Annotated in this window: 22 protein-coding genes; 8 read left to right on the top strand and 14 right to left on the bottom strand. The window is 65.8% G+C overall.

Going from position 1 to position 22,487, the window contains the following annotated elements; all coding sequences use genetic code 11:
• Window positions 1-108 precede the first annotated feature (108 nt).
• Window positions 109-1,581, top strand: coding sequence for an aldehyde dehydrogenase (NADP(+)) (locus J7I84_RS11710; protein WP_214944687.1), 1,473 nt, complete (start codon window positions 109-111; stop codon window positions 1,579-1,581).
• Window positions 1,578-2,759, top strand: a complete 1,182-nt coding sequence (locus tag J7I84_RS11705; protein ID WP_214944685.1) for a fumarylacetoacetate hydrolase family protein — start codon at window positions 1,578-1,580, stop codon at window positions 2,757-2,759. Before J7I84_RS11710 ends, J7I84_RS11705 begins: the two co-directional genes overlap by 4 nt.
• Window positions 2,760-2,839: 80 nt before the next feature.
• On the opposite strand, the gene J7I84_RS11700 is transcribed toward J7I84_RS11705, so the two are convergent.
• Window positions 2,840-5,305 (bottom strand): hypothetical protein, encoded by a 2,466-nt coding sequence (locus J7I84_RS11700; RefSeq protein WP_214944683.1) that lies wholly within the window; start codon window positions 5,303-5,305, stop codon window positions 2,840-2,842.
• A 6-nt stretch (window positions 5,306-5,311) separates the two neighbouring features.
• On the bottom strand, window positions 5,312-5,998 hold the full coding sequence (locus tag J7I84_RS11695; RefSeq protein ID WP_214944681.1) for a peptidoglycan-binding protein: 687 nt from the start codon (window positions 5,996-5,998) through the stop codon (window positions 5,312-5,314).
• 268 nt (window positions 5,999-6,266) lie between these two features.
• Here J7I84_RS11695 and J7I84_RS11690 point away from each other — a divergent pair, with 268 nt between their 5' ends.
• Together J7I84_RS11690 and J7I84_RS11685 are read left to right on the top strand one after the other, a co-directional pair.
• A complete protein-coding gene (locus tag J7I84_RS11690) occupies window positions 6,267-7,034 on the top strand; it encodes a VOC family protein (RefSeq protein WP_214944679.1) in 768 nt (255 codons plus the stop codon).
• A 38-nt stretch (window positions 7,035-7,072) separates the two neighbouring features.
• Window positions 7,073-7,990, top strand: coding sequence for a multidrug DMT transporter permease (locus tag J7I84_RS11685; RefSeq protein ID WP_214944677.1), 918 nt, complete (start codon window positions 7,073-7,075; stop codon window positions 7,988-7,990).
• A gap of 15 nt (window positions 7,991-8,005) precedes the next feature.
• On the opposite strand, the gene J7I84_RS11680 is transcribed toward J7I84_RS11685, so the two are convergent.
• The gene (locus tag J7I84_RS11680) at window positions 8,006-8,518 is read right to left on the bottom strand and encodes a hemerythrin domain-containing protein (protein ID WP_214944675.1); all 513 of its coding nucleotides are present in this window, start codon (window positions 8,516-8,518) and stop codon (window positions 8,006-8,008) included.
• A 181-nt stretch (window positions 8,519-8,699) separates the two neighbouring features.
• Between J7I84_RS11680 and J7I84_RS11675 the strand changes: the two genes are divergently transcribed.
• Entirely contained in the window at window positions 8,700-9,764 is a 1,065-nt protein-coding gene (locus J7I84_RS11675) for a sodium:calcium antiporter (protein WP_214944673.1), read from the top strand.
• 18 nt (window positions 9,765-9,782) lie between these two features.
• On the opposite strand, the gene J7I84_RS11670 is transcribed toward J7I84_RS11675, so the two are convergent.
• The 3 genes from J7I84_RS11670 to J7I84_RS11660 form a co-directional block, all read right to left on the bottom strand.
• Window positions 9,783-10,163 carry a hypothetical protein gene (locus J7I84_RS11670; protein ID WP_214944671.1) on the bottom strand — a complete coding sequence of 127 codons (381 nt, stop codon included), beginning with the start codon at window positions 10,161-10,163 and terminating at the stop codon, window positions 9,783-9,785.
• The gene (locus J7I84_RS11665) at window positions 10,150-10,659 is read right to left on the bottom strand and encodes a DUF2127 domain-containing protein (protein ID WP_214944669.1); all 510 of its coding nucleotides are present in this window, start codon (window positions 10,657-10,659) and stop codon (window positions 10,150-10,152) included. The genes J7I84_RS11670 and J7I84_RS11665 overlap by 14 nt, the downstream gene beginning before the upstream one ends.
• A gap of 226 nt (window positions 10,660-10,885) precedes the next feature.
• On the bottom strand, window positions 10,886-12,049 hold the full coding sequence (locus J7I84_RS11660) for a hypothetical protein (RefSeq protein ID WP_214944667.1): 1,164 nt from the start codon (window positions 12,047-12,049) through the stop codon (window positions 10,886-10,888).
• 219 nt (window positions 12,050-12,268) lie between these two features.
• Between J7I84_RS11660 and J7I84_RS11655 the strand changes: the two genes are divergently transcribed.
• The gene (locus tag J7I84_RS11655; protein ID WP_214944665.1) at window positions 12,269-13,000 is read left to right on the top strand and encodes a hypothetical protein; all 732 of its coding nucleotides are present in this window, start codon (window positions 12,269-12,271) and stop codon (window positions 12,998-13,000) included.
• Between the two features lie 15 nt (window positions 13,001-13,015).
• Here the strand turns inward: J7I84_RS11655 and J7I84_RS11650 are convergent, their stop codons facing one another.
• From J7I84_RS11650 to J7I84_RS11620, 7 genes are all read right to left on the bottom strand, one after another.
• The gene (locus tag J7I84_RS11650; RefSeq protein WP_214944663.1) at window positions 13,016-13,885 is read right to left on the bottom strand and encodes a class II glutamine amidotransferase; all 870 of its coding nucleotides are present in this window, start codon (window positions 13,883-13,885) and stop codon (window positions 13,016-13,018) included.
• A gap of 335 nt (window positions 13,886-14,220) precedes the next feature.
• Window positions 14,221-14,616 carry an Hpt domain-containing protein gene (locus J7I84_RS11645; protein WP_214944661.1) on the bottom strand — a complete coding sequence of 132 codons (396 nt, stop codon included), beginning with the start codon at window positions 14,614-14,616 and terminating at the stop codon, window positions 14,221-14,223.
• Between the two features lie 153 nt (window positions 14,617-14,769).
• Window positions 14,770-16,170, bottom strand: a complete 1,401-nt coding sequence (locus J7I84_RS11640; protein WP_214944659.1) for a glutamate decarboxylase — start codon at window positions 16,168-16,170, stop codon at window positions 14,770-14,772.
• Between the two features lie 98 nt (window positions 16,171-16,268).
• On the bottom strand, window positions 16,269-17,090 hold the full coding sequence (locus J7I84_RS11635; protein WP_214944657.1) for an alpha/beta fold hydrolase: 822 nt from the start codon (window positions 17,088-17,090) through the stop codon (window positions 16,269-16,271).
• A 38-nt stretch (window positions 17,091-17,128) separates the two neighbouring features.
• The gene (locus J7I84_RS11630; protein ID WP_214944655.1) at window positions 17,129-18,028 is read right to left on the bottom strand and encodes a diacylglycerol kinase family protein; all 900 of its coding nucleotides are present in this window, start codon (window positions 18,026-18,028) and stop codon (window positions 17,129-17,131) included.
• Between the two features lie 9 nt (window positions 18,029-18,037).
• On the bottom strand, window positions 18,038-18,466 hold the full coding sequence (locus J7I84_RS11625) for a hypothetical protein (RefSeq protein ID WP_214944653.1): 429 nt from the start codon (window positions 18,464-18,466) through the stop codon (window positions 18,038-18,040).
• Window positions 18,463-18,714 carry a hypothetical protein gene (locus J7I84_RS11620; protein ID WP_214944651.1) on the bottom strand — a complete coding sequence of 84 codons (252 nt, stop codon included), beginning with the start codon at window positions 18,712-18,714 and terminating at the stop codon, window positions 18,463-18,465. Before J7I84_RS11620 ends, J7I84_RS11625 begins: the two co-directional genes overlap by 4 nt.
• Before the next feature lie 483 nt (window positions 18,715-19,197).
• Here J7I84_RS11620 and J7I84_RS11615 point away from each other — a divergent pair, with 483 nt between their 5' ends.
• A complete protein-coding gene (locus J7I84_RS11615) occupies window positions 19,198-20,037 on the top strand; it encodes a hypothetical protein (RefSeq protein WP_214944649.1) in 840 nt (279 codons plus the stop codon).
• A 247-nt stretch (window positions 20,038-20,284) separates the two neighbouring features.
• Here the strand turns inward: J7I84_RS11615 and J7I84_RS11610 are convergent, their stop codons facing one another.
• Window positions 20,285-20,491 carry a hypothetical protein gene (locus J7I84_RS11610; protein WP_251046525.1) on the bottom strand — a complete coding sequence of 69 codons (207 nt, stop codon included), beginning with the start codon at window positions 20,489-20,491 and terminating at the stop codon, window positions 20,285-20,287.
• Between the two features lie 1,419 nt (window positions 20,492-21,910).
• On the opposite strand from J7I84_RS11610, the gene J7I84_RS11605 reads away from it, so the two are divergent.
• On the top strand, window positions 21,911-22,189 hold the full coding sequence (locus J7I84_RS11605) for a helix-turn-helix domain-containing protein (RefSeq protein ID WP_311381137.1): 279 nt from the start codon (window positions 21,911-21,913) through the stop codon (window positions 22,187-22,189).
• Window positions 22,190-22,487: the final 298 nt, after the last annotated feature.

Genomic DNA, 22,487 nt, shown 5'->3' with positions numbered 1-22,487 from the left:
GCGCCTTTGATTAGCGCGGCTTCCAGTCTACGCGTACCGTTCGAAATATCGCACATTGTTCGACAAAGAGGGAATTTGGAACTCAAGATGATTCCAGGAGGAAACAACATGCACACCACCCCAGAGCAGGTCGAAAACCAGATAGTCGCCGCCCACGCGGCCTATGAAAAAGCCCGGGACGTGGAACCGCACGTCCGCGGGTCCTGGCTGGAGGCCATCGCCTCAGCCCTCGAAGCCAACGCGGATGAACTCGTCGGCCTCGGTGAGAAGGAAACCCACCTCGACGAGGGCCGGCTGCGCTTCGAACTGAAGCGCTCCGTCTTCCAACTGCGCCTCTTCCGCAGCGAAATCCTTGCCGGTGAGCACTTGGGCGCCATCATTGACCATGCCGACCAGGACTGGGGAATGGGCCCCCGGCCCGACCTCCGCAAAGTCAACGTGCCCCTCGGCGTCGTAGGCGTCTTCGGCGCCTCCAACTTCCCCTTTGCCTTCAGCGTGATGGGCGGGGACACTGCCTCCGCCCTGGCCGCGGGCTGCGCCGTGGTGCACAAGATCCATGAAGGACACCTGCAGCTTGCCCTGCGGACCGCGGCCATCGTCGAGGAAGCCCTTGCTGCCACCGGCGCGCCGCAGGGACTTTTTTCCGCGGTGGTGGGCCGGCAGGCAGCGGAGGCGCTCGTGGACCACCCCCTGACCAAGGCGATTGGGTTCACGGGTTCCACTGCCGGGGGCCGGGCACTGTTTGACCGGGCCTACCGCCGCCCCACGCCCATCCCCTTTTACGGGGAGCTGGGCAGCATCAATCCCGTGTTCGTCACGGAGCAGGCCTGGGCCCGCCGGCGGGATGCCATCCTCTCCGGGTACGCCGCCTCATTCACGGCAGGAATGGGCCAGTTCTGCACCAAGCCGGGGCTGCTGTTCGCGCCCGTGGAGGATTCCGACGGCGTGGCGCAGCTTCTTCAGCAGGAGCTTGAATCCAAGAGCCTGGCACCGCTCCTTAGCCCGAAGCTCCGCGAGGGCTTCGACGCTTCCCTGGAAAAGGTACGGTCCGCCGAGGGCGTGGACGTGCTGGTGCGGGGCGACGACTCCGAGGCACCCCGGCCCACCGTGCTGGCAACCACCGCGGAGGCAGTGCTGGCACAGCCGGAGCTGCTGGAGCAGGAAATGTTCGGCCCCGCCACCCTGCTCATCCGGTACCGTCCTGGAACCGACCTCACCACACTGGCAGCCCTGCTGGAAGGCCAGCTGACGGCCACGGTCCAGGGTGAGCCGGAGGAAAAGCTCGATGACCTGCTGACGGTGTTGCGCGAACGGAGCGGGCGGCTGGTGTGGAACGCGTGGCCCACTGGAGTCAGCGTCACCTACGCCCAGCAGCACGGCGGGCCCTACCCTGCCACCACAGCGGCGTCCACCACCTCCGTGGGCACGGCCGCCATCGGACGGTTCATGCGCCCGGTCGCTTACGACTCCTTCGCCCCGGAGCAGCTTCCGCCTGCACTGCGTGAGGACAATCCCTGGAACATCACACGGCGCGTGGACGGAATCCATGAACCTGCCGGAGAGAAAGCAGAAGCACGATGACCACAGTTACCCCAGACCAGATCCTCCCTGTTGACGCGGACAACGCCCTGCTGGTGGGGCGGGTCTGGGACCCGGAGTCCGGTGGGCCGCGGGTGGTCACCGTCAGGGGGCAGGAGGTCTTCGACCACACCGCGGAGGTACGGACCGTCTCGGAGCTCATGGACCTCGACGACCCCGCGGGGTTCATAACCTCCACCCGTGAGTCACCCCGGTGGGACCTTGCCGCACTGATCGATGCCTCCCTGGCGCAGGACCGCGAACGCGCCCACCTCCTGGCCCCGGTGGACCTGCAGGTCATCAAGGCCTGCGGCGTGACGTTCGTTGACAGCATGATCGAGCGCGTCATCGAGGAAAGGTGCGGTGGGGACTTCCAGAAGGCCGCCGCTGTCCGTGAATCCGTGCTCGCCGTTCTTGGGTCAGACATCGCCGGGGTGCGGCCCGGTTCGGAGCAGGCCCGGCAGGTCAAGGAAGTGTTCACGGCCAAGGGGATGTGGTCCCAGTACCTGGAAGTTGGGCTCGGCCCGGACCCCGAAGTGTTCACCAAGGCCCCGGTCCTCTCCAGCGTCGGCTTTGGTGCCCGGATCGGCCTGCCCACGTTCTCGCACTGGAATAACCCGGAACCGGAACTCGTCCTGATCGTGGATTCCACGGGACGGGTACGCGGCGCCACCCTGGGCAATGACGTGAACCTGCGCGACGTGGAAGGCCGAAGCGCCCTCCTCCTGGGGATGGCCAAGGACAACAACGCGTCCAGCTCCATCGGCCCGTTCGTGCGCCTCTTCACCGAGGGGTTCAGCATTGAGTCGCTGCGGAGCGAGGACATCACGCTGACCGTGGAGGGGACCGACGGCTACCGGCTTGAAGGGCAGAACAGCCTGTCCCGGATCAGCAGGCCATTCGAGGAGTTGGTGGGCGCCGCCTACGGCAAGCACCACCAGTACCCGGACGGATTCGCCCTGTTCACCGGCACCCTCTTCGCGCCCAGCCAGGACCGGGACGAACCGGGCCTGGGCTTCACCCACAAGGACGCGGACCAGGTCACCATTTACAGCGCCCAGCTGGGATCACTGATCAACACTACGGGCACAACGGAGGAGCTCCCGCCGTGGAGCTTCGGAATCCGCGACCTCATGGAATACCTCTCCCGGAGTGTCCCGGTCCCGGCCCACCACGGCTAGGACCACAACAGCGAAGGCAGGGTCCGGCATTCCGGACCCTGCCTTCGTGCGTTATTGGCCAAGCACTGCCGGGCCTGACCTCAGCCGGCGCTTGACGTGGGAACCGGCGCGAGGGTCGCCCCCGTGCCGGAGCCGGCAGTGGGTGCGGGCGTCCCGTAGTCAACGGACGACGTCGGCTGCCCGCCTCCCCCGTACTGGTCCGCCGGGGCCGTGGCCACCCCAGTCGCGGCGGGGGCGGGAGCGAAGGTTTCGGCAGGTGCGCCGGCGGGTGCCGTGGGCACGGCGTCAGTGAGCGAGGACGTCGGCCCAGGGCTCGCACCGCCGCTCGGCCCGGCCGTCGCCGGCGCCGTCGCGGAAGGACCGGCAGCACCCGCCGAAGCGGACCCCTTGACGATGGCCGTGATCTGCTCCTTGTACCCGTTGAGCGTGGCCTGGATGTCGGAGAGCGGCACGTCCTGGATGTGGCAGCCGTACTCGGCGATCTGGGCCCACAATGCCTCGAGCTGCTGCTTGCTGTCCCCCGTCAGCGGCCCGTCGAGCGTCAGGACCAGCTGGCTGGCCAGGGCGTAGGCAAGGCAGTCCAGGCAGTTGTAGTTGGCCGCCGCGGAGAGGTTCTGCGGCACGATCACGTCGGTCTGGCCCACCACCAGGACCACCTGGAATGCCACGGCCACCGCCGCGCAGCCACTGCAGTTGGCAAACGCGTAGGCCTCGTTGGTGGTGGTGACGGGGTCCCCGTCCTCGGCCCACACCAGGGCGAACGCCACGCTGTACTGGACGGACCCGTCGGTGGTGTTGACGGCGAGCGCCTGGTTTCCGTCGCCCTCGGGGGCGGCGGGCCGGTCGAACGGGAACACCCAGGACGGCGCCGCAGGAGCCGCAGCAGAAGCAGCACCGCCGGCTGGCGGCGCCTTGGAAGGAGACGCCACAGCCGGCACCAGCACCATGCTCAGCTGCGGGTTGTCCCGCGTGGGCTTCGCGGCGCCGGCAGGCCACAACGCTACGGTCCTTCCGGCCGCGCCCTGGCGCAACGTCCCGCCGTCGCGGACGGGAAGGATTGCCCTGGTGGCGTCACCCAGCGTCCCGCGTTCGTACGCCTGGACGGGCCGGTACGTCCCGCCGTCGGGCCACCATGCCCAGGCGAGCCCGCCAAGTAATGCCGCCACGGCCGCCATGGCGACGGTCCGCTGCACCGTCTTGCCTCGGGTTTTCTGCCAGAGGCCGGTGACCAGCTGCCGCAGCAGCCGCACCACGATGTACAGCACGCCCAGCACGGGGACGGCCACCACAACAATGGCCAGCGCCCGCACCGCGACGCCCAGGACGTCCCCGGCGGACAGGCTCGCCGCGAGCAGCTCCTGCTGCTTGCCCACACTGGCCCAGCCGGTGGCCAGCAGCCGCGGCAGGGACAGCACCATCATCACCATGCTGAACAGCAGCACCGGCACGGTCACCAGGACCCAGACGGTGACCACGGCCCGCGCCCACGGCTTCAGCACCTTGCTTTCCGGGTTTCCCCACCGCCAGGGAAGGATCCCCAGGAGGGTGGGCTTGATCCGCTGGAACAGGTCCGGCACACCGGTGGCGTCGGCCAGGATGTGGTAGCCGTCGTACTTCACCAGCGGAATCAGCTGGCGGACCATCTGCAGGATCTGCGTGACCACCACCAGCAGGAGCGCGTCAAAGCCGGTGGCCCACCACAGCCCCATGATGGCCACGGCCACGATGGCGTTGAAGTACAGCCCGCCCAGGTCCGTGCGGATCCTGCCGCCGCGGCCCAGCCGGTAGGAGTCGGTGACGTCCGTGAAGAACGCCGGCCACAGCAGGTACAGCCCGGCGCCCATGGCCCCCGGCGTTGCCCCGCCCTTGCGGGTGGCGGCGGCGTGGCCGAATTCGTGGAAGCCGGCCGAGAGGATGGTGACGGCGAGGATCAGCAGCAGGAGCGCGGGCTGTTCGAAGGCCTCATGCGTGGCCGAGCCCAGGCCCTTGACCATGAGCAGCCACCAGCACGCCGCCAGGAACGCGGCCGTCACGGCCACCACGATCAGCGGGTTGAACAGCACCGCGAACGGCGCGGTGATCCTGCGGGTGCGTTCGGGGTCCGAGACGATGTAGCGGAAACGCAGGCCCAGCAGCGGGTTGGCCTTTTTAACCTCGGGCTGGGTGCCGTCGGCCAGCCGGAGCAGGCCCATGGGCAGCAGTTGCGAGTCCATCAGGGTGCGGACGTTGTCCGCGCTCACCAGCCGCCCGGAGCCCGCCGAAACATGCCGGGCAATGCCTTCCAGGTCCTGCGTCCCGTCCGCGGCCTCCAGCACCAGGTACAGGAGGCGGGTCAGCTGGAGGGTCTGGCCGTCGGCGCGGCGCACCAGGGCGGGCGGTTCTCGGTAGCCGGACCCCTCGGCGGTGCCGAGCAGCTGGACGCCGTCGGCCAGGGCGGGAAGGTGCGCGTCCGTCGTCGTTGTGTGGCCCTGCGGATCCCGTGCAGGAGTAACGCGTGACGACGGCGGGTCCGCCTGGGGAGGCGGCCCGCCGTGGGTTGGGGTCATCTTTGCTTACTGCTGCAGGTCGGACTGCTGGCCCGCGGTGGCGTTGGCGGCGCCGTCGATGTGCTGCGAAATCGTGGCGCTCTGGTCCGAGATGGCGTACGCCTGGCTGTCGATGGAGCCGATGTTCGCGGCGACTCCAGCGTCGATGGGTGCGGCCACGTTGGCGTTGGCGGCCACGGCACCGTTGATGGGGGCGGCGATGGCGGCATTGGCGTCCAGGTTCACGTCGACGTTCAGGAGGTTGCCGTTCAGCGCTCCCGCAGCATCGGTCAGCCCGCCGGTGCCGGTGGGCGCCGTGACGGCACCCGCGGTTCCGGCCGTGGTTCCGGCGTCGGTGGTGCCCGCGTCGGTGGTGCCGGGGTCAGCGGTGCCACCGCCTTGGCCAATCACGCTGTCCTGGGCGGAGTTGGCGTTGGCGTCGGCCACGATGCCCTGGTCGATTGCGGCGTCCTGATGGGCAAGTGCCTGCGCGTCGGAGCCGAAGGAGAGGATGTTGGCCGACGCGGCGGCGTCGATGGGTGCGGCCACGTTGGCGTTGGCGGCGACGGCCAGGTCGATAGGTGCTGCGGTGTTGATGCCCAGGTCCAGGTCCGCGTTCAGGTCCAGGACGGATGCCACTTCCTTGTCCGGCAGGGCGGTGGCCTGCTCGGACATCAGTTCTTCAGCAGTGAGGGGACGCATTTCGTTGTCCATGGTTGAGACCTCCGGTGCTGCGCAGGTGCTCTGCCCCCAGCGGACAGCCCGCGCCACACAATAGTAAGCATGGTTAGCAGTTTTGCGAAGGTCCGGAGTTCTCCTGCTGCAAGGGGTATCCCGCCAGCAGGACCGCCGGCATTCCTCGGTTTTTGCAGGGCGGAGCGCTAGGGTAGGCCTTGCTTCCTCGTGTGCTGCGGGTGTAAGCAGGTCCGTCTCGCAGCGGCGGGAACGTTTCGGTCCACATTCTCAAGCCCTAGGAGCATCAATGCCAAAGCCCCAAATCGCCCTGGGTGATCCTTGCTGGATCGACCTCATGACCTCGGACCCTGACCGGTCCCGAGAGTTTTACACCCGCCTGTTCGGGTGGACCTATGAAGAGGGTGACCAGGAGAAATACGGGGGTTATGTCACGGCGTTCGCCAACGGCTCGCCTGTGGCGGGAATGATGAAGAACGACGGCGAGTCCGGGTATCCCGACGTGTGGACGACATACCTGCGGGTGGAGGACATCAACGCGACGGCGGACGCGGCCGTGGCCGCGGGCGGTCAGATATTCATGCCACCCATGGAGGTTCCCGAGCAGGGACACATGGCGATGTTCGGAGACGTGGGCGGAGCTGCCGTTGGCGCCTGGCAGTTCGGTGGCCACACGGGATTCCAGGCAAAGGGCGAACCCGGGACCCCCTACTGGCATGAACTCCACACCCGCGACTACGCAGCGTCCGTGAAGTTCTACCAGGACGTCTTCGGGTGGGACACCGAGGTCATGAGCGACACCGAGGACTTCCGCTACACCACTCTTGGATCCGGTAACGACGCACGGGCCGGCATCATGGACGCCTCCTTCTACCTGCCGGAGGGCGTGCCGTCCAACTGGCAAACCTACTTCGCGATTGACAATACCGATGCGGGAGTGGACATCGCCACCACAATGGGAGCCCACGTGGTTCATCCCGCCGAGGACACACCGTTTGGGCGAATCGCAGTCCTGACCGACGCCACCGGCGCGTTGTTCAGAATCGCCCAGCGCTAGGTCCGCGTTTCCCCCCGGTTCCGCATGGGTAAGGTCTGATGATGATCCAGGCCGCGGCCGTGTCCGCATTGACGTCCTACCACTGGCTGGGGATTCCGATCGCCGCAGCCGGCGCCGTCCTGCTCGCTTTGGGAACCCTGTTCCAGCACCGGGCCATTGAAGACCAGCCAGCAGCCTCCGGGCGTGCGTCCGGCAGCATGGGTGGGGGACGCCTCCAGGCCCTGGTCCGGAAACCCCTGTGGCTGGGCGGGACGGCGATGCTGGGCGCTGCGATCCTCCTCCAGCTGACCAGCCTCCGGTTCTCGCCCCTGATCGTGGTGCAGCCCATTGGCGCGGTGGCCCTGGTGGTCACCACGCTTGCCACCGCCCGGATGACACGCAGGTCCCCCGGCCGCCGCGCGCTCACCGCCGTCGCGCTCTGTGTCGGCGGGGTGGGTGTGTTCGTCGCCGTGGCCGCGTTGTCCGCGGAGGACGTGGAAATCAGCGACCGGCAGCTGGTCACGATCCTGATCGTGCTCGCCGTCGTCCTGGCCGGCGTGGCCGCCGCCTATGCCCTGTGGCGGCACCGCTCGGGCGCGGTGGTGTTCACCGCAGGTGCCGGGATCCTGTTCGGGTTCGTCGCGGCCCTGGCCAAGACCGTCATTGCGCGGCTGTTCCAGGGCGACTTCGAGTGGCTGTCCCTGACGTGCCTGGCAGGGCTGGTGATTGCCGCCCTTGCCGGCAGCTTCCTGGTGCAGAACGCCCACACCCGGGGAACACCAGAGCTCGTGGTGGCGGGCCTGACGGTGATCGATCCGCTCGTCGCCGTGGCCATCGGCATCGCCATCCTGGGCGAGGCCGAGGCAGCACCCCCGCTGGCAATCGTCCTGTTCGTCCTGGCCGGAGCCACCGCCGTCGCCGGCGTCTTCCTGCTCGCCACCGTCAAGAAGCCGGTTGAGCCAGCCTTCAAACGGTGACCGTCCATCCAGGCGTTATTCGTGCTCCTGGACGTACTCCTCGGGGTCGACGTCACGGGCCTGGATTCCTGCGGCGTGTTGGGATTCGAAGATGGCGAATGACAGACCCAGGCGGTGGCGGAGCTCAAGGGAAGCGTGCTGCCTAAAGTCGGTCAGGCCCTCGCGTTCTTCCTCTGCCATGTGATCGCCGTTGACTTCATTGAGCTTGGTCATCCCTGCCCACCACTCGGTGGTACCTGCCGGGTGCTGCGAAACGTCAGCGACGGCGTCCCGGATTTCGTTGTGGTCGTGGATGGCGTCAAGGGTTTCATCGCCGGCGGAATCCTTTCCGCCGGCCCCCGTCCCCAGTTCCAGCAGCGCCGGATAGAAGAGCTCCTCTTCCGCTTTGGCATGGACTTCCAGCAGGATGCGGAGTTGCTTCCATACGGCGTCCAGGTCTGAAGGCCCGCACTTGTGCATCTCGTCCAGCAGGGCGAACCGGCGCCGCTGTTCGTGGTGGTCACTCAAAATCACTTCAACGATGTCCATGATGGTCCTTTCGGCGGGATGGCTACCCATCAACACTGCCTCTCAAAGCCCCGTCCGTCACCCCCGGCGCGCAGGGGGCCGCGATTCCCAGCCTATTCCCAGCGTGCACTCACGATTGCAGGGCCGTTCCTGGGTACGCCTTCCTTGGAACGGTGAGGCAAAACCACGGGAAGGAAGAGGCATGGATGCACTGCCCCTGGCAGTTCTGCTCCTGATTTTCGCCGGTGCAGCGGCGGTGATCTGGGTGGCAGGGACTCAACTGTCGAAACAAACCGATGTCCTTGATGACCGGCTGCATCTGGGGTCGGCGCTGGGCGGGCTGATCCTTCTTGCCCTTGCCACCAACCTGCCGGAGATCGCCATCACGGTCACTGCGGCCGCCTCCAACAACATCGAGGTGGCGGTTGGAAACATCCTGGGTGGCATCGCCATCCAGACGGTTGTGCTGGTCATCCTCGATCTGTTTGGAACCAGGGGCACCGATCCTCTCAGTTACAAAGCGGCGTCCCTGACGCTGGTTATCGAAGCCGTCACCGTCATCGCCGTCCTGGGGGTGGTGATTGCCGGCAGCCAAATGCCGGACTCGCTGGTGGCCTTCCGCCTGACCCCTGCCGCGGTGCTGATCGCCGTGATCTGGATCCTCGGACTCATCCTGGTCCAGCGCTCCCAAAAGGGACTGCCGTGGCACCAGCAGGGCGATGCCCCGGGCGGGCAGGACGAACCCCAAGGCCATTCCAAGAAGAAATCCGGCGAGAAGAACCGGCACATCAGCACGGCCAAGTCAGCCCTGATCTTCACCCTGGCGGCGCTGGCCACCCTGGCCTCCGGCGTCGTCCTGGAACGCAGCGGCGATGCGATCGCCGGGCACATCGGCCTCTCCGGGGTCCTGTTCGGTGCCACCTTCCTGGCCCTGGCCACCTCCCTGCCCGAGATTTCCACCGGCCTGGCCTCCGTGAAGCAGGGCGACTACAAGCTGGCCTTCAGCGACATCTTCGGTGGGAACGCCTTCCTTCCGGTCCTGTTCCTGGTGGCAGTCCTCATCACCGGCAAGCCGGTCCTGCCCCAGGCCCACGCCACTGACATCTACCTCACCGCCCTTGCGATCCTGCTGACCCTGGCGTATGTGCTGGGCCTCCTCTTCCGGCCTAAAAAGAAGCGCCTCGGCATGGGGGCCGACTCGCTGGTGGTCCTGGTCCTCTACCTCATTGGATTGGCCGGACTGTTCGCCGTGGCCACAACGTCCTGACCGCAACGGGGCCAAAGGCTACCGAGCCTCGCTGGCTTCCTCCTCACCGGAAAAGCCTGCGAGAAGCCGAATTCTGACGATCCGGGCCACCACTCCTGCCAGGACCAGGGCCACTCCCAGGCCCATGAGGATCCACACCGGTACTGAATCGGAATCGATGTCCCGGTAGCAGGTGACCGCCGCCCCGATCCCGCCCTGCTGCCGGTCAAGCAGTTCTGCTGCCCGGCTGTCAGGGAGCAACGGGCTGCCGCAGAGCGGACCGGACGGCTGTAATCCGATGACGAAGCCAAGGATGTACACGTCCAGTCCCGCAGCAACAATCCACATCCACGTCCGCTGCTGCCAAAGCCCCAGGGCGCCGCCGGCAACAGGCTTCGCCGGAAAATCATGCATGGCCATTGTCCGAGCATAATCTGCGTTGCGCCCGCCGGAGCCGGTACTCCCGCCACGTAATCCACACGATGAAGATGTCGAACGCGGTAAGGAGGACCATGCCCCACGAGAAGGCCACCGAAATCCTGTAGGACTGGTAGGCGATGAAGACGAGCAGGAACGCAATCATCCACGGGTACGCCCACAGCTTTTCCTTCAGGACAGCCCAGACCAGGACGATCTTCACCACACCGTGCAGAAGTAGGTAGACGGCGCCGAACAGCGACGCCGACCCGGAGAGGTTGGAGGTCAGGTGCAGCAGGCTGTTGGCCACGAAGTCCCGCGGATCCTGGGCAAGTTCGTGCTGGGTGAGGAAACGGGCCAGATCGCCGATCTGCGCCGGGGTTACCAGCAAAAGAAGGAGGCCGCCGATGATTTCCAGGACTCCGTCCAGCCCCTTGAGAATGAGGGAGACCCGGAATGTCCTGTCCAGCGCGCTGGTTTCCGGTCGCGTTATGTCCATTCTCATTCCCCTGAGACAATCCGTGCAGTCTATTCCTCGCCCGTCGCCACAAGCAGAATTATCAGAGCATTCCCAGTATTTTCAGGACCAACGCTCAGGCTCACTCCAGATGGTTTGGCGGTGCGGCGGAGCGGCTACATAACAAAGGCTCTGCTTCCTTTCAAGGACGCGGCGGCAACAGCCGCCCGCGTTTCTTCCCTGGACCTCGGAATACGACGGGCCTGAGCTATGGGACCTGGCCGGGGCCGCGGATGTCAAGCTGGGGATCTTCGGGCCGGGCTTCTGTGGCCACCCGGTTTGCCGGCCGCTTCGGCGGGATTTGGGGTGTAGCCAACCGCCGCGGACCGCTCCACAGGGCCGGAGGCGCATCGATGGCGTACGCGAGTCGATAGGCCACCGTCTCGTAGTTGAGGCGCCATCCGCGGAAGTGCGGCCACGCCTGTTCCGCGGTATGTTCCACCGGGTAACCCACGGACTTGAGCATCTCAACGGCCGTCTTGAATTCGGCGAACGTCAGCGCTGTCTCCCCGTCTGGATCCACATCCTCAACCACGGGGAGGGAGAGGGCGTGACCGATCTGGTTCAGGCAGGAAAATCCCATCCTGAGCAGCAGCCGCGCGCGCAGGGTGGGTGCCGTGCCGGGGCTGAGTGAAAGTTGCAGGGCCGCACTGTCCATCACGCTGAGCAGCGCGGTGAGCCAGTTCGACTCCGGCAACGGCGACCGTAAGGTGCACAGCGTCAGGTACGTGCTGTGGGACTCGGCAACTTCCGCAGCCCACTGTTCCCACGTGGCGTAGAGGGTGCCCAGTTCCGCAGTGCTGTCCACGGTGGAGAGGCCGAACCTGGTCCGCATAAGTAGCTCGGGTCCCCACGCCGGCGCGCCGGCCCTCGACACGAGCAGCGTTACTTCAGATTCGCGGCGGTTGAAAGCGGCGTATAACGTGGGCAGATAACCGATTTGGAGCGCTATGACCACCAAACCGGTAAAGGCTGCCGTGTAAACAAGCAACGTGTTTCCCAGCTCATCCGGAGGGGCGTAGCCAAGGGTGAACAGTGCCGAACCGGCCTCGCTGAACGCCCGGTGTGGATCGCCCTCGACAAACGGCAGGAGCATGAGGGCGAAGGACAGGTAGAACAGAATCATCCACATTCCCAGCCTGATGAACAGGGACATGGGTGCCTGCCATGCAAGGAGCCTGTCCAACCGCCGATAGGTCTTGATGGGACGGCGCGCCACAGCAAAGATCCCCTTGGCCACCAAAGCGGCGGAAGCGGAAAGCCTGTCCTTGTGCTGACGCGGCACAATGAGCGTGCCGATCACGCTTGTCCACGTCCAGAAGAGCAGGAATACACCCGCCGAAAAACCTACCCAGCCAGCAACTCCAGCCATGACGCACCCACCGATCCCGAACACTTTCCATACCGGCCCTGCGGGCGGCGGCATTACTACAAGCCCCCTCCCACCTTATGGACTGCCACGGGCATGCGGAACTTCCAGTCTCGGGCAGGGACCGGCTTTCAGCATTTCCCCAGCCAGTGCTCCTACAGTGATCCTTGCCGGTCCATACGTCGAGGCCTGGACGCATGCGCTAATTCGGAAGGACACACCGTGGTGAAGCCATCAATCCCGTCAATGAAGACCCGCATCGGAGTCGGAGCGGCAGCCCTCCTGGCCGCCGGCGCCATGGCCGCCGCGGGAGTCGGCGCAGCGTCCGCATCACCCACGGCAACACCCACATCTACAGCCTCCCCCGCCCCCAGCAGCGGGGCCAAGGCAGCCAGGGGCGCCGGCGGACTGGAGGCCTTCCTGCGCCTGAAGGCGGACAGCCCGCAGGCCGCCGGGGACCGCGCCGCAAAAGCCGCCACCGCGCTGGTCAACCACCCGCAGCTGTTCGCCAAGCTCCCCGCTGGCCTCCAGGCGGACGTGACCACCCTCAAGGACGCCGCCGCAGCAGACCGGGTGAAGGACGCCTACAAGATCAAGACCACTGCCCTCTCCGGCGGCTACGGCGCCGACATCCAGAAGCGTGCCGAGTCGCTGGAGAAGGCCGCTACCGGCCTGGCCGGCATGCGCCAGGAGCTGCGCACCGCGTTCAGCTCGGGCAACCCCGGCGCCGGGCTGCAGAAGGTGGCCGGCCAGCTCATCGGCCACCCGAAGTTGTTCGCCAAGCTCCCGGCGAATCTTCAGACGGACCTGACGGCGCTCAAGAACGCCGCCCCGGCTGACCTGGATGCCCAGGCCAACAAGATCAAGGACACCGCGGTAAATGGCGGCTACGGTGCCAAGGTGCAGAAGATGGCAGAGGCGCTGGCAAAGAAGGCTGCAACGCCCAGCACGTAAGGCAACAGCCAGGCGTCAGGACGTTTGCGACGCCGCCGCGGACGGTTCCAGGTCGGCGAGCGTGAGCAGGTGGGCGGGTTGGTCCGGGAAGGGAACGGTGCAGGTCACCGCCAGGTCCGGACCAACGTGCACCAGCTCCCCCGGTGCCAGAGGGCGCCAGCCCGGGTTGTGGTTCATTGGTTCGGTGGCAAAGAGCACCGAACGGGACTCCGAGAGTTCGGTGCTTCGCGAATGGATCCGGTGGCTCCGGGCGTCCAAAGGTGCCGCCGGGGAGGGCTCTGCTGAGGGGTCCCTGTCCAGGATGTACAGCGGGTGCGTGGCCGGGTAGCGGAGCGCCCAGAGGTCCGTCGCCGTCGTGACAATGATGTTCAGGGCCAGGACGGGAAGTTCGACGGCGATCCAGCCCACCGCGCGGGCGATCCCTTCCGCCACGTCCCCGCCGGCCCTGCGGCCCTCCGCCGTGATGAGGGCGAAGAGGCGTTCACTGTCGGTCTGGCCGTGCACCAGGCCTGCCACGCCAAGCTCACGAAGGCGTTCGTCCAGCCGGTCCAGGCCGTGAAAGGCGCCGTTGTGGGCGAACAGCCGGCCGTCCTGTTCAAACGGGTGGGTGTTCACCAGGGTGTGGGCGCCCGTGCTGGCGTACCGGACGTGGGCCAGGAAGGTGGTGCTGGTCAGCTGCCGTGCCTCCCGGGCAAAGGCGTGGTCCTCCCATGCGGCGAGCGGCCGTTTGCTGACCCGCGCGGCGCCGTCGGGATCGAAGCTCCCGATCCCCGCGCCGTCGGGCTCCCGCCTGCTCTGCGCGGACAGGCTGTCCGGGGCGTCCAGGAGCCAGAAGGTGGCGCGGACGGGCCGGGACCCTGCGTGCAGCCCGAACAACCGGCACATGTGACGCTCCTAGGAATGCAACGTTCCCCCAAAATCGAGGCAATGTCATGCGGCTATTGGCCCTGGTGGGGCGTGTCCTCCAGGGCGTGATAGCGGTCGTAGCAGTCCCGGGAGCAGAAGATCGCAGTGGGGGTTTGCGGCAGCGCCGAGCCGCAAAACCTGCATTTTGGCTTAGGTCGAAAACTTCGAAGCACTGTGTTCAGCATGGATGCAGGGTAGGCGGCTGCCCGGCGAATTGGACCAGTAGAAAATACCTGAATCTGCCCGCAGGGATACCTGCCCGGCGACGCTGCACGGAAGCGCATCATTGGACGCCGTGGAGGCGCTGGCAAACACTATTTGATGACCGTCTCCAGCTGGCTGGTGGTGCGTTGGCCGGTATTTACTAGCCTGCGAAGATACTTGGCAGCAAGTCCCGGCAGCACGGCGGCCGGGTCCGATCCTGTGGCCGCCCCGCGAATTGCCTGTTCCAGTTCCAGGGCAATTGCGGCCAGCTGCAGGGCTCCCACCATTTGCGCCGATGTCCGGAGGCTGAGTACGGCGGTCAGCGCGCTTTTGGCGTCGCCGCTTGTCAGTGTGCTGCGCAGCTTCTCGATCCTCGGGGGCATCTGCTCGATGAAGTTCTGCACGAAAACTTTCCAGATCCCGTCGTCATCGTCAGTTTCAGCGCGCAGCCGTGCCAGCACCGAGTCATCCAGCAGGGGCAGGCTGTGGCCGTCCTCCTGGTTCACGGCTGCCCCAGTGCCTTCGGCGCACACGGTTTCCTGCCCATACCTATGCTCCCCCTTGCACGTCAGTCCATTTCCGAACCAACTCCGACGTTATGCGGCGGGCGCAGGCGGGCACACGAGTAGTGGGTACTCGAATTGCGGCTGCAGGACCGGCTAGTGGTGGAAGGCTTCCTTCTGTTTCTCCGCGGGCATGGGCGTTTCCAGGGCGTCCAGGTAGGCCACTTCCTTCTTAAGGTCGTCCAGGAAACTGGCTGCCAGGTCCCGGGTGAAGCCGTTGCGGACCACGATCCGTTGCACGGTGATTTCGCTGAGGCCGTCGGGCAACGGGTAGGCGGGGACCAGCCAGCCGTTCATGCGCAGGCGCTCGGAGAGGTGGTGCAGGTTCCAGTTTTGGGTGTGGCCGTCGGTGAGCTGCCACGCGAAGACCGGGATGTCGGACCCGTCGCTCCACAAGGTGAAGGCGTCCATGGCGCCGATCTCGTGCGAAAGGTAGAGGGCAACGTCGCGCGAGCTTGCCTGCACGGACCTGTAGCCGGCAAAGCCCAGCCGGAGGAACAGGTAGTACTGCAGCAGCACCTGGGCGCCCGGCCGGGAGAAGTTCAGGGCGAAGGTGGGCATGTCCCCGCCCAGGTAGCTGACGTGGAACACCAGGTCGTCAGGGAGGGACTGCTGGTCCCGCCACACGATCCAGCCCAGGCCGGGGTACACCAGCCCGTACTTGTGGCCGGAGGTGTTGATGGAGGCCACCCTGGGGAGCCGGAAGTCCCACACCAGTTCCGGCTGCAGGAAGGGCGCCACCATGGCCCCGGAGGCGCCGTCCACGTGGATGGGGATGTCCAGGCCGGTGCTGGCCTGGATCCTGTCCAGGGCGGCGGAGATCTGCTCCACGGGTTCGTAGGCGCCGGTGTAGGTGACGCCCATGATGGCCACAACGCCGATGGTGTTCTCATCCACGTAGGTGTCCAGGTCATGGCCGTCCAGGGTGGGGTGTTCCGCGGACACCGGCACGTAGCGGGCCTCCACCTCCCAGTAGTTGCAGAACTTCTCCCAGCACACCTGCACGGCGGAGCTGAGGATAATGTTCGGCGCGTCCGTGGGCTTTTTAGCCGCACGACGGCGGTGTTGCCACCGGCGCTTGAGGGCCAGGCCCGCGAGCATGCACGCCTCGGAGGATCCAACAGTTGAGGTGCCGACGGTCACCGCCGGGTCCGGGGCGTTCCAGAGATCGGCGAGCATCCGCCAGCACCGGGTCTCGATCAGCGCGGTCTGCGGGTACTCGTCCTTGTCGATCATGTTCTTGTCGAACGTTTCCGCATAGAGCTGGGAGGCTTCCCGTTCCATCCAGGTCCCCACGAACGTGGCCAGGTTCAGGCGGGAGTTGCCGTCCAGCATCACCTCGTCGTGGACCACCTGGTACGCGGTGCCCGGCAGGGACTCCCCGTCCGGGATGGTGAACCGCGGAAAGATGGTGGACTCCCCCGGCCGGCTGAACAACGGGTTCAGCTCAACGCTCGTTTCGGGCTCGTGCCGTACGCTCCGGTGTGACCTCGTCATGTCCAGTTCCTCCGCCCGCCGTCGCCGCAGGCGGACGCCTGCCGCTGCGTATCCATTGTTCCCAGCACTCCGTATTATTCACGCACCCGGAGGAAGCCTTAGGACGCGGCGAGCCTCAGGATTTCTGCGGCGACGCCGGCCGCCCCGCCGTGCTGGACCAGGTGCGGCTTGCCGGGAATCTCCAGGAAGCGTCCGTGAGGCGCCGTGGCAGCCAGCTTCTCGCACCAGTCCCGCGGCGCAATGGGGTCCCGGGAGCCGCGGATCACGGTGACGGGCTGGCTCACCAGGGCCAGCCGCGCGTCGAGGTCGTAGCCCATCATGACGGGCACCTCGGTGAGGTACCAGCGCATCCCGGAACGGGCGTAGTCGGTGAAGACCACGGCATTCGCCAGCGGGCTCTCCTTCAGGCAGTCCACCCCCAAGGACAGGGACTGCTGAAGAACGGTGCGGCGGGACGGGTCCACCACCGGGCCCAGCAGCGCCACGTGGGAAACCAGGTCCGGCCGCTGGACGGCGAGCTCGGTGGCGAACTGCGTCCCCATGGACTGCCCCACCACTACAACGCGCCGGGCCCCCATCTTCTCCAGGACAGCAGCCGCATGCGCCGCATAGTCGGCCACGGACAGCTGGCGGTCCGGAGTGGGTGTGCCGCCGAAGCCGGGGAGGTCGATGGCTAACGTATCGCCGTGGCGGGCCAGCAGAAGCTGCAGGCGCCGGTAGTAGCGGTGGGACATTCCGATGCCGTGCAGCAGCACAAAGACCTGGCGGGTGGAAGCCGCCGGACCGGCCAGGAAATGGACGTGGGAGGTGAGTCCGCCGGTGGTGACGATCCTGGGGGTGGGGCGGGGACCCGTTCCGGGCAGCCGCAGGCGAGAGCGCCCCGGTTCAGCGTCGGGTGTTTGATGGGTTGCGCCGTGCACCGTGGTCCCTTTCGATTCAAAATACTGCGAGCGATTCACTACCCTAAAGTGGCCAGCGCGGCAGGTGCGCTATGGACGGTGACCAGCGTGTCGGCGTCGAGCGACCTCACCTCCCCGTCGATCTGGTACGGCATGGGCTTAAGCGTGGTAAACCCGTAGCTGCTGACGCTGGGCTGGTCCCCCAGCCCCTTGGTGGCCGCCCGCAGCGCGGTCAGCAGGACCCGCAGCTTGGACCTGTGCGGGAAGAGCACCACCTCGAACTTGCCGTCCGCCAGCTTGTCGTCGGCCTCGCTCAGGGTGGCGTACTTGGCCATCTGGGCGATGTTGGCCAGCACCAGGCTGTCGAACTTTTGCCGTTTGCCGCCGGTGGGCACGATTTCGAAAGGCTTGAACTTGGAGAACGTGCGGACCACGGAGAATGTCTCCTTTAGTGCGCCCTTGCTGCCCTTCTCCAGGCCGATGGCCATGACGGGGGTCAGGCCGAAGCCGATGTAGGAGTGGGCGTACTCCTCAGGAGCGTCACCCGGCTCACCCGTGGTAATCCGCAGGAGGTCCATTCGCCGGACATCGCCTGCGGCAATGGCCTGTTCCAGGGGTACCGTGCGGGTGGTGCGCCGGTGGTCGTTGGCGTTGCCGGCGGCCATGACGGCGCAGACTGCGTCCGGGTTTCCGGCCTGCATGACGCCGTTCACCACCTCGTTGTACCCGCCGTCCCCACTGACCGAGACCACCAGCACGTCACCGCCGCCGGCAGCAGCCTCGCGGGCCAGCTGCACGGCATGCCCGGCGTGGTTGGTGGGCTGGAGCCCGATGTCCGGCGCGTAGGGAAGCAGACCGTTGAGGCTGTCCCTCAGCTGCCCGGCGAGCGCGGGGGCGTCGCCGGTGCTGTTGGGGTTGAAGATGATCGCTATGGACCGGAAGGTCCGCGGGGTGTTCATTGGTGTTTCCTAGCTGTTGCCGGTGTGGACCAGGCTGTCGAGGTCCTGCTGCTGGGCCGGGGCGTCAGAGAGGCCGGCGGGCGTGAGGTCGTAGTGTTCCACGGCGGTGCGGGGTTGGTGGGCGGCAGCGGAAGTGGGCTGGGTGCAGGCGTTGTTCGTCATCTGTGGGGTACTCCTTGGGGTTTCACGGGGACCGAGGTCCTGGGAGGGAAGGGCTGCCACGTACTCTGCCGTGGTCTCCAGCACCCTGGACCGGGAGCACTGCGAACAGTGGACGGCAACGGCGATGGTGGAGGCGCGGGGGTTCTGGACGGCCGGCGAGTCAACCACCAGGTGGAAGTCGGTGTCGCACTGTGCGCACCAGGGGTGTTTTCCGTGTGGCTGGAGGGTGTGCCTGGGGACGTAGCTGTACGAGGCAGGGGTGACGGGAAAGCTCACACCACGGCCCGGTAGCTGCACAGGATGTAGTCGGCCGCGGCCGGCCCCATCATGCGCAGGCATTGGCCGGGGCGGAGGCTCTGGCTCATCGCTTCAAAGAAGATGTGCTCGTCCTGGGGCTGCTGCTGGGACAGCTGGCACCAGCTGGTGTACAAGCCGTACAGGGTGTCGTTGTCAAGGGTTCGTCCGGACTCGTGGTCCGGGCAGGTGGCTTCTTGGAGGAACTGGTCAATCTGCGAGTGCGCCATGATGGCTCTTTTCAAGCAAGGTGCAGAGGTCCGCCGTTCGGCTACAGCGGGTTCAAGCCCAAGGCCTTGCACAGGGTCCCGGGGCGGTTGCCGGCACCTTGAGGAGAAGCCGGCGGGGTGATTCAAAGATGGGCGGTTGAGAAGCGCCGCATACGTGGACATGTAGTTTTTCTTGTAGGGGCGAGCGGCCGTTGCGGCTCTGCAAACGCTGATCCCTTTACTAAAATCATGTCGACAACTTCTCTACACTGTAGACGTTACCCGTAGACGCAACAGTAAGCAAGCTTTGGAATGGCGCGGGATGCGCCTTAGGCGGCAGAGGCTGGGAGACTCAGTTGCCCAGGCGGGCTATGTTACGCAGTGCGTACGACGGCGGGTGGTCACCACAGCCGGTGAACTGGCGGGGGTGCGGGGCCTGTCTCCTTCGTCCGCAATGCACATCGCACTCAGGTTCCTGCCGGGTCCGCAGGGGACAATCTCGGCATGACCGAACCTCCCCAGCAGAACATCCCGCAGGACCGCAGCACGCCAGCGGCCCACGACCCCGGCAGCACCACAACGATGACGGGCACACGAACGGGCGCCCCGGTGCGCACAGCCCTGGCCAAGGTCCCGGAAATCACCGCGTGGTTCTGGGTGGCCAAAGTGCTCACCACCGGGATGGGCGAGACCGCCTCCGACTTCCTGGTCCACCAGCTGGACCCGGCCGTGGCGCTGGCCCTCGGGGGCATGGGCCTCGCCGGAGCGCTGATCCTGCAGTTCGCCGTTCGCCGCTATGTTGCCTGGGTGTACTGGCTGGCGGTGGTGATGGTCAGCGTGTTCGGCACCATGGCGGCGGACGCGGTGCATGTGGTGTTGGGTGTGCCGTACGTGGCGTCGGCAGTGTTCTTCCTGGCCGTGCTGTCCGCCGTCTTCGTCATCTGGTACCGGACCGAGGGGACGCTGTCCATCCACAGTGTGGATACCAAGCGCCGCGAAATGTTCTACTGGGCAGCCGTGCTGACAACGTTCGCCCTGGGCACCGCCACCGGCGACATGACCGCGTACAGCCTGGACCTTGGCTACTTCGCGTCGGGACTCGTTTTCGCGGCGGTAATCGCCGTGGCCGCACTGGCTTACTGGCGCGGATGGGTCGCTGCCATCCCCGCCTTCTGGTTCGCGTATATCCTCACCCGCCCGTTGGGCGCGTCCTTCGCCGACTGGACCGCCGTGTCCGCCGACCGCGGCGGCCTGGGCTGGGGAACGGGAATTGTCACCATGGGACTTGCGGTGTGCATCGCGGCCATGGTAGCCCGGGAGTCTGTTGTGGGCCGGAGGGCCTGACCGGCCCGGCACAACCGGTCTCGCCGAAGAATAAAACGTGCCGCCGCCTCATTATTGGGGGGTATGAGGCGGCGACACTGCATCCAAGGTACCCGTCTGGCACGTCGGAACAGCCGGCATTTGCTCTTCACGCCGAAACCTTGACGTTTTCTTTACGCCGGGGTTCAGGACCCTTGGCAAAGCGAACCAGGCAACAGGCGCGGGCACGCCAGAAGTACGACGGCGCCACGCACTAACCAGCCGAGTGCTAGTTGATGAGGTAAGAGTCCTCAGGCTCCGGCGGGCGCACCAGGTTCTTCCTGAACGGCAGGGCTCCAGCCAAGGCCTTGAGCCCTATGGCGGGAAGCAATACCGCGGCGGCAGTTACCGACAGTGCAGTGAAGCCCACCAGCTCCAGGGTTTCCCGCTTCGGTGAGCGGCGACGGCGGCGCCCACCGTCCATTAGTTCCATCATGGTGAAAGGCTAGGAGGCCGCAGTCCGGAACACCCCCGTACCGGCTACCTGTCTTTAGACCGGGTCACTACTGGGTTTAGCGATGCTAAAAATTCGGGGATCTTCTCTGCAGGCAGGCCCGGAGTGCAGCGGTTCCGGGCATGTTGGGGGGTGATCTCTCCCTGTGCGCCGGCCGGGTCCCGGGCTGCAGGACATCGAGAGTCCCTAGGTCGCCGTCGACAAGGCCTCGTCAGACAGAACGGCGATAAGCCCCCGCTAGCGCCAAGGCCTGAAGGCATCCGCCAGCACCGGGTCTCGATCAGCGCGGTCTGCGGGTACTCGTCCTTGTCGATCATGTTCTTGTCGAACGTTTCCGCGTACAGCTGGGAGGCTTCCCGTTCCATCCAGGTCCCCACGAACGTGGCCAAATTCAAGCGGGAGTTGCCGTCCAGCATCACCTCGTCATGGACCACCTGGTACGCGGTGCCCGGCAGGGACTCCCCGTCCGGGATGGTGAACCGCGGAAAAATGGTGGACTCCCCCGGCCGGCTGAACAAAGGGTTCAGCTCAACACTCGTTTCGGGCTCGTGCCGTACGCTCCGGTGTGACCTCGTCATGTCCAGTTCCTCCGCCGCCGTCGCCGCAGGCAGATGCCTGCCGCTGCATGTCCATTGTTCCCAGCACTCCGTATTATTCACGCCTCAGGAAAGGGCAGCAGGACCGGCGGGTTTGGGCGCAGCAGAAGTACGACGGCGGCACGCACGGTATCAGGCGAGCGCTAGTTGACGAGGTAAGAGTCTTCGGGCTACAGCCAGGTCACCGTGTTCTTCACAAAGGCCTAGGCATGTTCAACTTCTCCGGGCGCTCGCGCCGAAAGCCAGCGCTGATTTTCTACCGCAGCAAATTGCCGCCCTAGGTGCCTCCCATACCGGCGCCCGTTGTTCGACCAAGTGTTGAAATCCACCCCGATCATTGGGCTAATCCTCCCGTTGAGACGTTGCACGTTCACCGTCCCGCCGCCTAACAGGGGCACCTTGGCGATGACCTTGGGCTCACCGCCGTAGACGAATCTGCGGGCGGTCCTTGGGACGATATCCGGCCGCTGGCCGGCGTGCTCATTCTCCGCGCCCTCGAGTACGAACTTCGTCTGATCCTCGAAGAGTGCTACGGAACCACTAACCACCAAGAAGGCCCCGTACCACTCGGGGGGGGAATGCGTGCGGGGCCTGCGTTCAGCCGTTCGGCTCCTTGGGGGAAAGCTCCGAACGGTCCGTCTAACTTACTGGCGGGTAGGGGTGTCGAAAAATCCTGTTGGACGACAGCAAGGGCGGAGCCGCGAAAGTTGTCGGCGTCCTTCGCTCCACGGAAACCCAAACCATTGACTTAGAAGCAGCCTGACGCGAGGAAGGCCGCCCAGCTCTCGGCACAGATCCCGGACGGGTGGCAGCTGCACGTCAGGAACGAGAAGTGACGGGAACCGAGAAGCGCCGGTTCTTGACCATTGAGCAGGTAGCTGAGGAATTGAACGTCGGGTTGCCCCTGGTGCGGAGCCTTGTGAAGTGCGGCGAGCTGCGCGGGATTCAGATTGGACGGGGTTTGTGGCGGATTAGCGTTGGAGACCTCAAAGACTATGCGGAGCGAACTTACGCTGAGACCGCTGGTCCGGTCACGAGAGGTGAACTGGCTCTAGAACACGATGACAGCGCAGGGGGAGATTGATGGTCGAGGCAATAGGAAACTTTTTTTTAGCAACTTTCAGGCCATGGACTGGGTGACTTTCTTACTGGCCGTCGCGGCGGCACTTATCTCGCTTACTGGATTCGTCCGGAATCAGATTGACCAGGACCAGATGCTGCTGAAGGATCAGGCTCGTTTCCACCTCACTTGGTATGTTCCCGACACGTTGGCAACTGGTCCGTACTCTTCGTGAAGAACGTTGGGCGGCGAACGCCTACGACGACACGATACGACTAAACGTTGACCCGGAACGACTCTTGGGACTGTGAGCGGCAACTTT

This window comes from Arthrobacter sp. ISL-85, from assembly GCF_018613675.1.
In the GTDB taxonomy this organism is placed as follows: Bacteria; Actinomycetota; Actinomycetes; order Actinomycetales; family Micrococcaceae; genus Arthrobacter.
This window is presented reverse-complemented; position numbering and strand designations above follow the sequence as displayed.

What these genes read in the sequence shown, in the direction of transcription:
- J7I84_RS11710 (WP_214944687.1), top strand. Translation starts at nt 109, where the DNA reads ATGCACACCACCCCAGAGCAGGTCGAAAACCAGATAGTCGCCGCCCAC.
- J7I84_RS11705 (WP_214944685.1), top strand. Translation starts at nt 1,578, where the DNA reads ATGACCACAGTTACCCCAGACCAGATCCTCCCTGTTGACGCGGACAAC.
- J7I84_RS11700 (WP_214944683.1), bottom strand. Translation starts at nt 5,305, where the DNA reads ATGACCCCAACCCACGGCGGGCCGCCTCCCCAGGCGGACCCGCCGTCG.
- J7I84_RS11695 (WP_214944681.1), bottom strand. Translation starts at nt 5,998, where the DNA reads ATGGACAACGAAATGCGTCCCCTCACTGCTGAAGAACTGATGTCCGAG.
- J7I84_RS11690 (WP_214944679.1), top strand. Translation starts at nt 6,267, where the DNA reads ATGCCAAAGCCCCAAATCGCCCTGGGTGATCCTTGCTGGATCGACCTC.
- J7I84_RS11685 (WP_214944677.1), top strand. Translation starts at nt 7,073, where the DNA reads ATGATGATCCAGGCCGCGGCCGTGTCCGCATTGACGTCCTACCACTGG.
- J7I84_RS11680 (WP_214944675.1), bottom strand. Translation starts at nt 8,518, where the DNA reads ATGGACATCGTTGAAGTGATTTTGAGTGACCACCACGAACAGCGGCGC.
- J7I84_RS11675 (WP_214944673.1), top strand. Translation starts at nt 8,700, where the DNA reads ATGGATGCACTGCCCCTGGCAGTTCTGCTCCTGATTTTCGCCGGTGCA.
- J7I84_RS11670 (WP_214944671.1), bottom strand. Translation starts at nt 10,163, where the DNA reads ATGGCCATGCATGATTTTCCGGCGAAGCCTGTTGCCGGCGGCGCCCTG.
- J7I84_RS11665 (WP_214944669.1), bottom strand. Translation starts at nt 10,659, where the DNA reads ATGGACATAACGCGACCGGAAACCAGCGCGCTGGACAGGACATTCCGG.
- J7I84_RS11660 (WP_214944667.1), bottom strand. Translation starts at nt 12,049, where the DNA reads ATGGCTGGAGTTGCTGGCTGGGTAGGTTTTTCGGCGGGTGTATTCCTG.
- J7I84_RS11650 (WP_214944663.1), bottom strand. Translation starts at nt 13,885, where the DNA reads ATGTGCCGGTTGTTCGGGCTGCACGCAGGGTCCCGGCCCGTCCGCGCC.
- J7I84_RS11640 (WP_214944659.1), bottom strand. Translation starts at nt 16,170, where the DNA reads ATGACGAGGTCACACCGGAGCGTACGGCACGAGCCCGAAACGAGCGTT.
- J7I84_RS11630 (WP_214944655.1), bottom strand. Translation starts at nt 18,028, where the DNA reads ATGAACACCCCGCGGACCTTCCGGTCCATAGCGATCATCTTCAACCCC.
- J7I84_RS11620 (WP_214944651.1), bottom strand. Translation starts at nt 18,714, where the DNA reads ATGGCGCACTCGCAGATTGACCAGTTCCTCCAAGAAGCCACCTGCCCG.
- J7I84_RS11615 (WP_214944649.1), top strand. Translation starts at nt 19,198, where the DNA reads ATGACCGAACCTCCCCAGCAGAACATCCCGCAGGACCGCAGCACGCCA.
- J7I84_RS11610 (WP_251046525.1), bottom strand. Translation starts at nt 20,491, where the DNA reads ATGATGGAACTAATGGACGGTGGGCGCCGCCGTCGCCGCTCACCGAAG.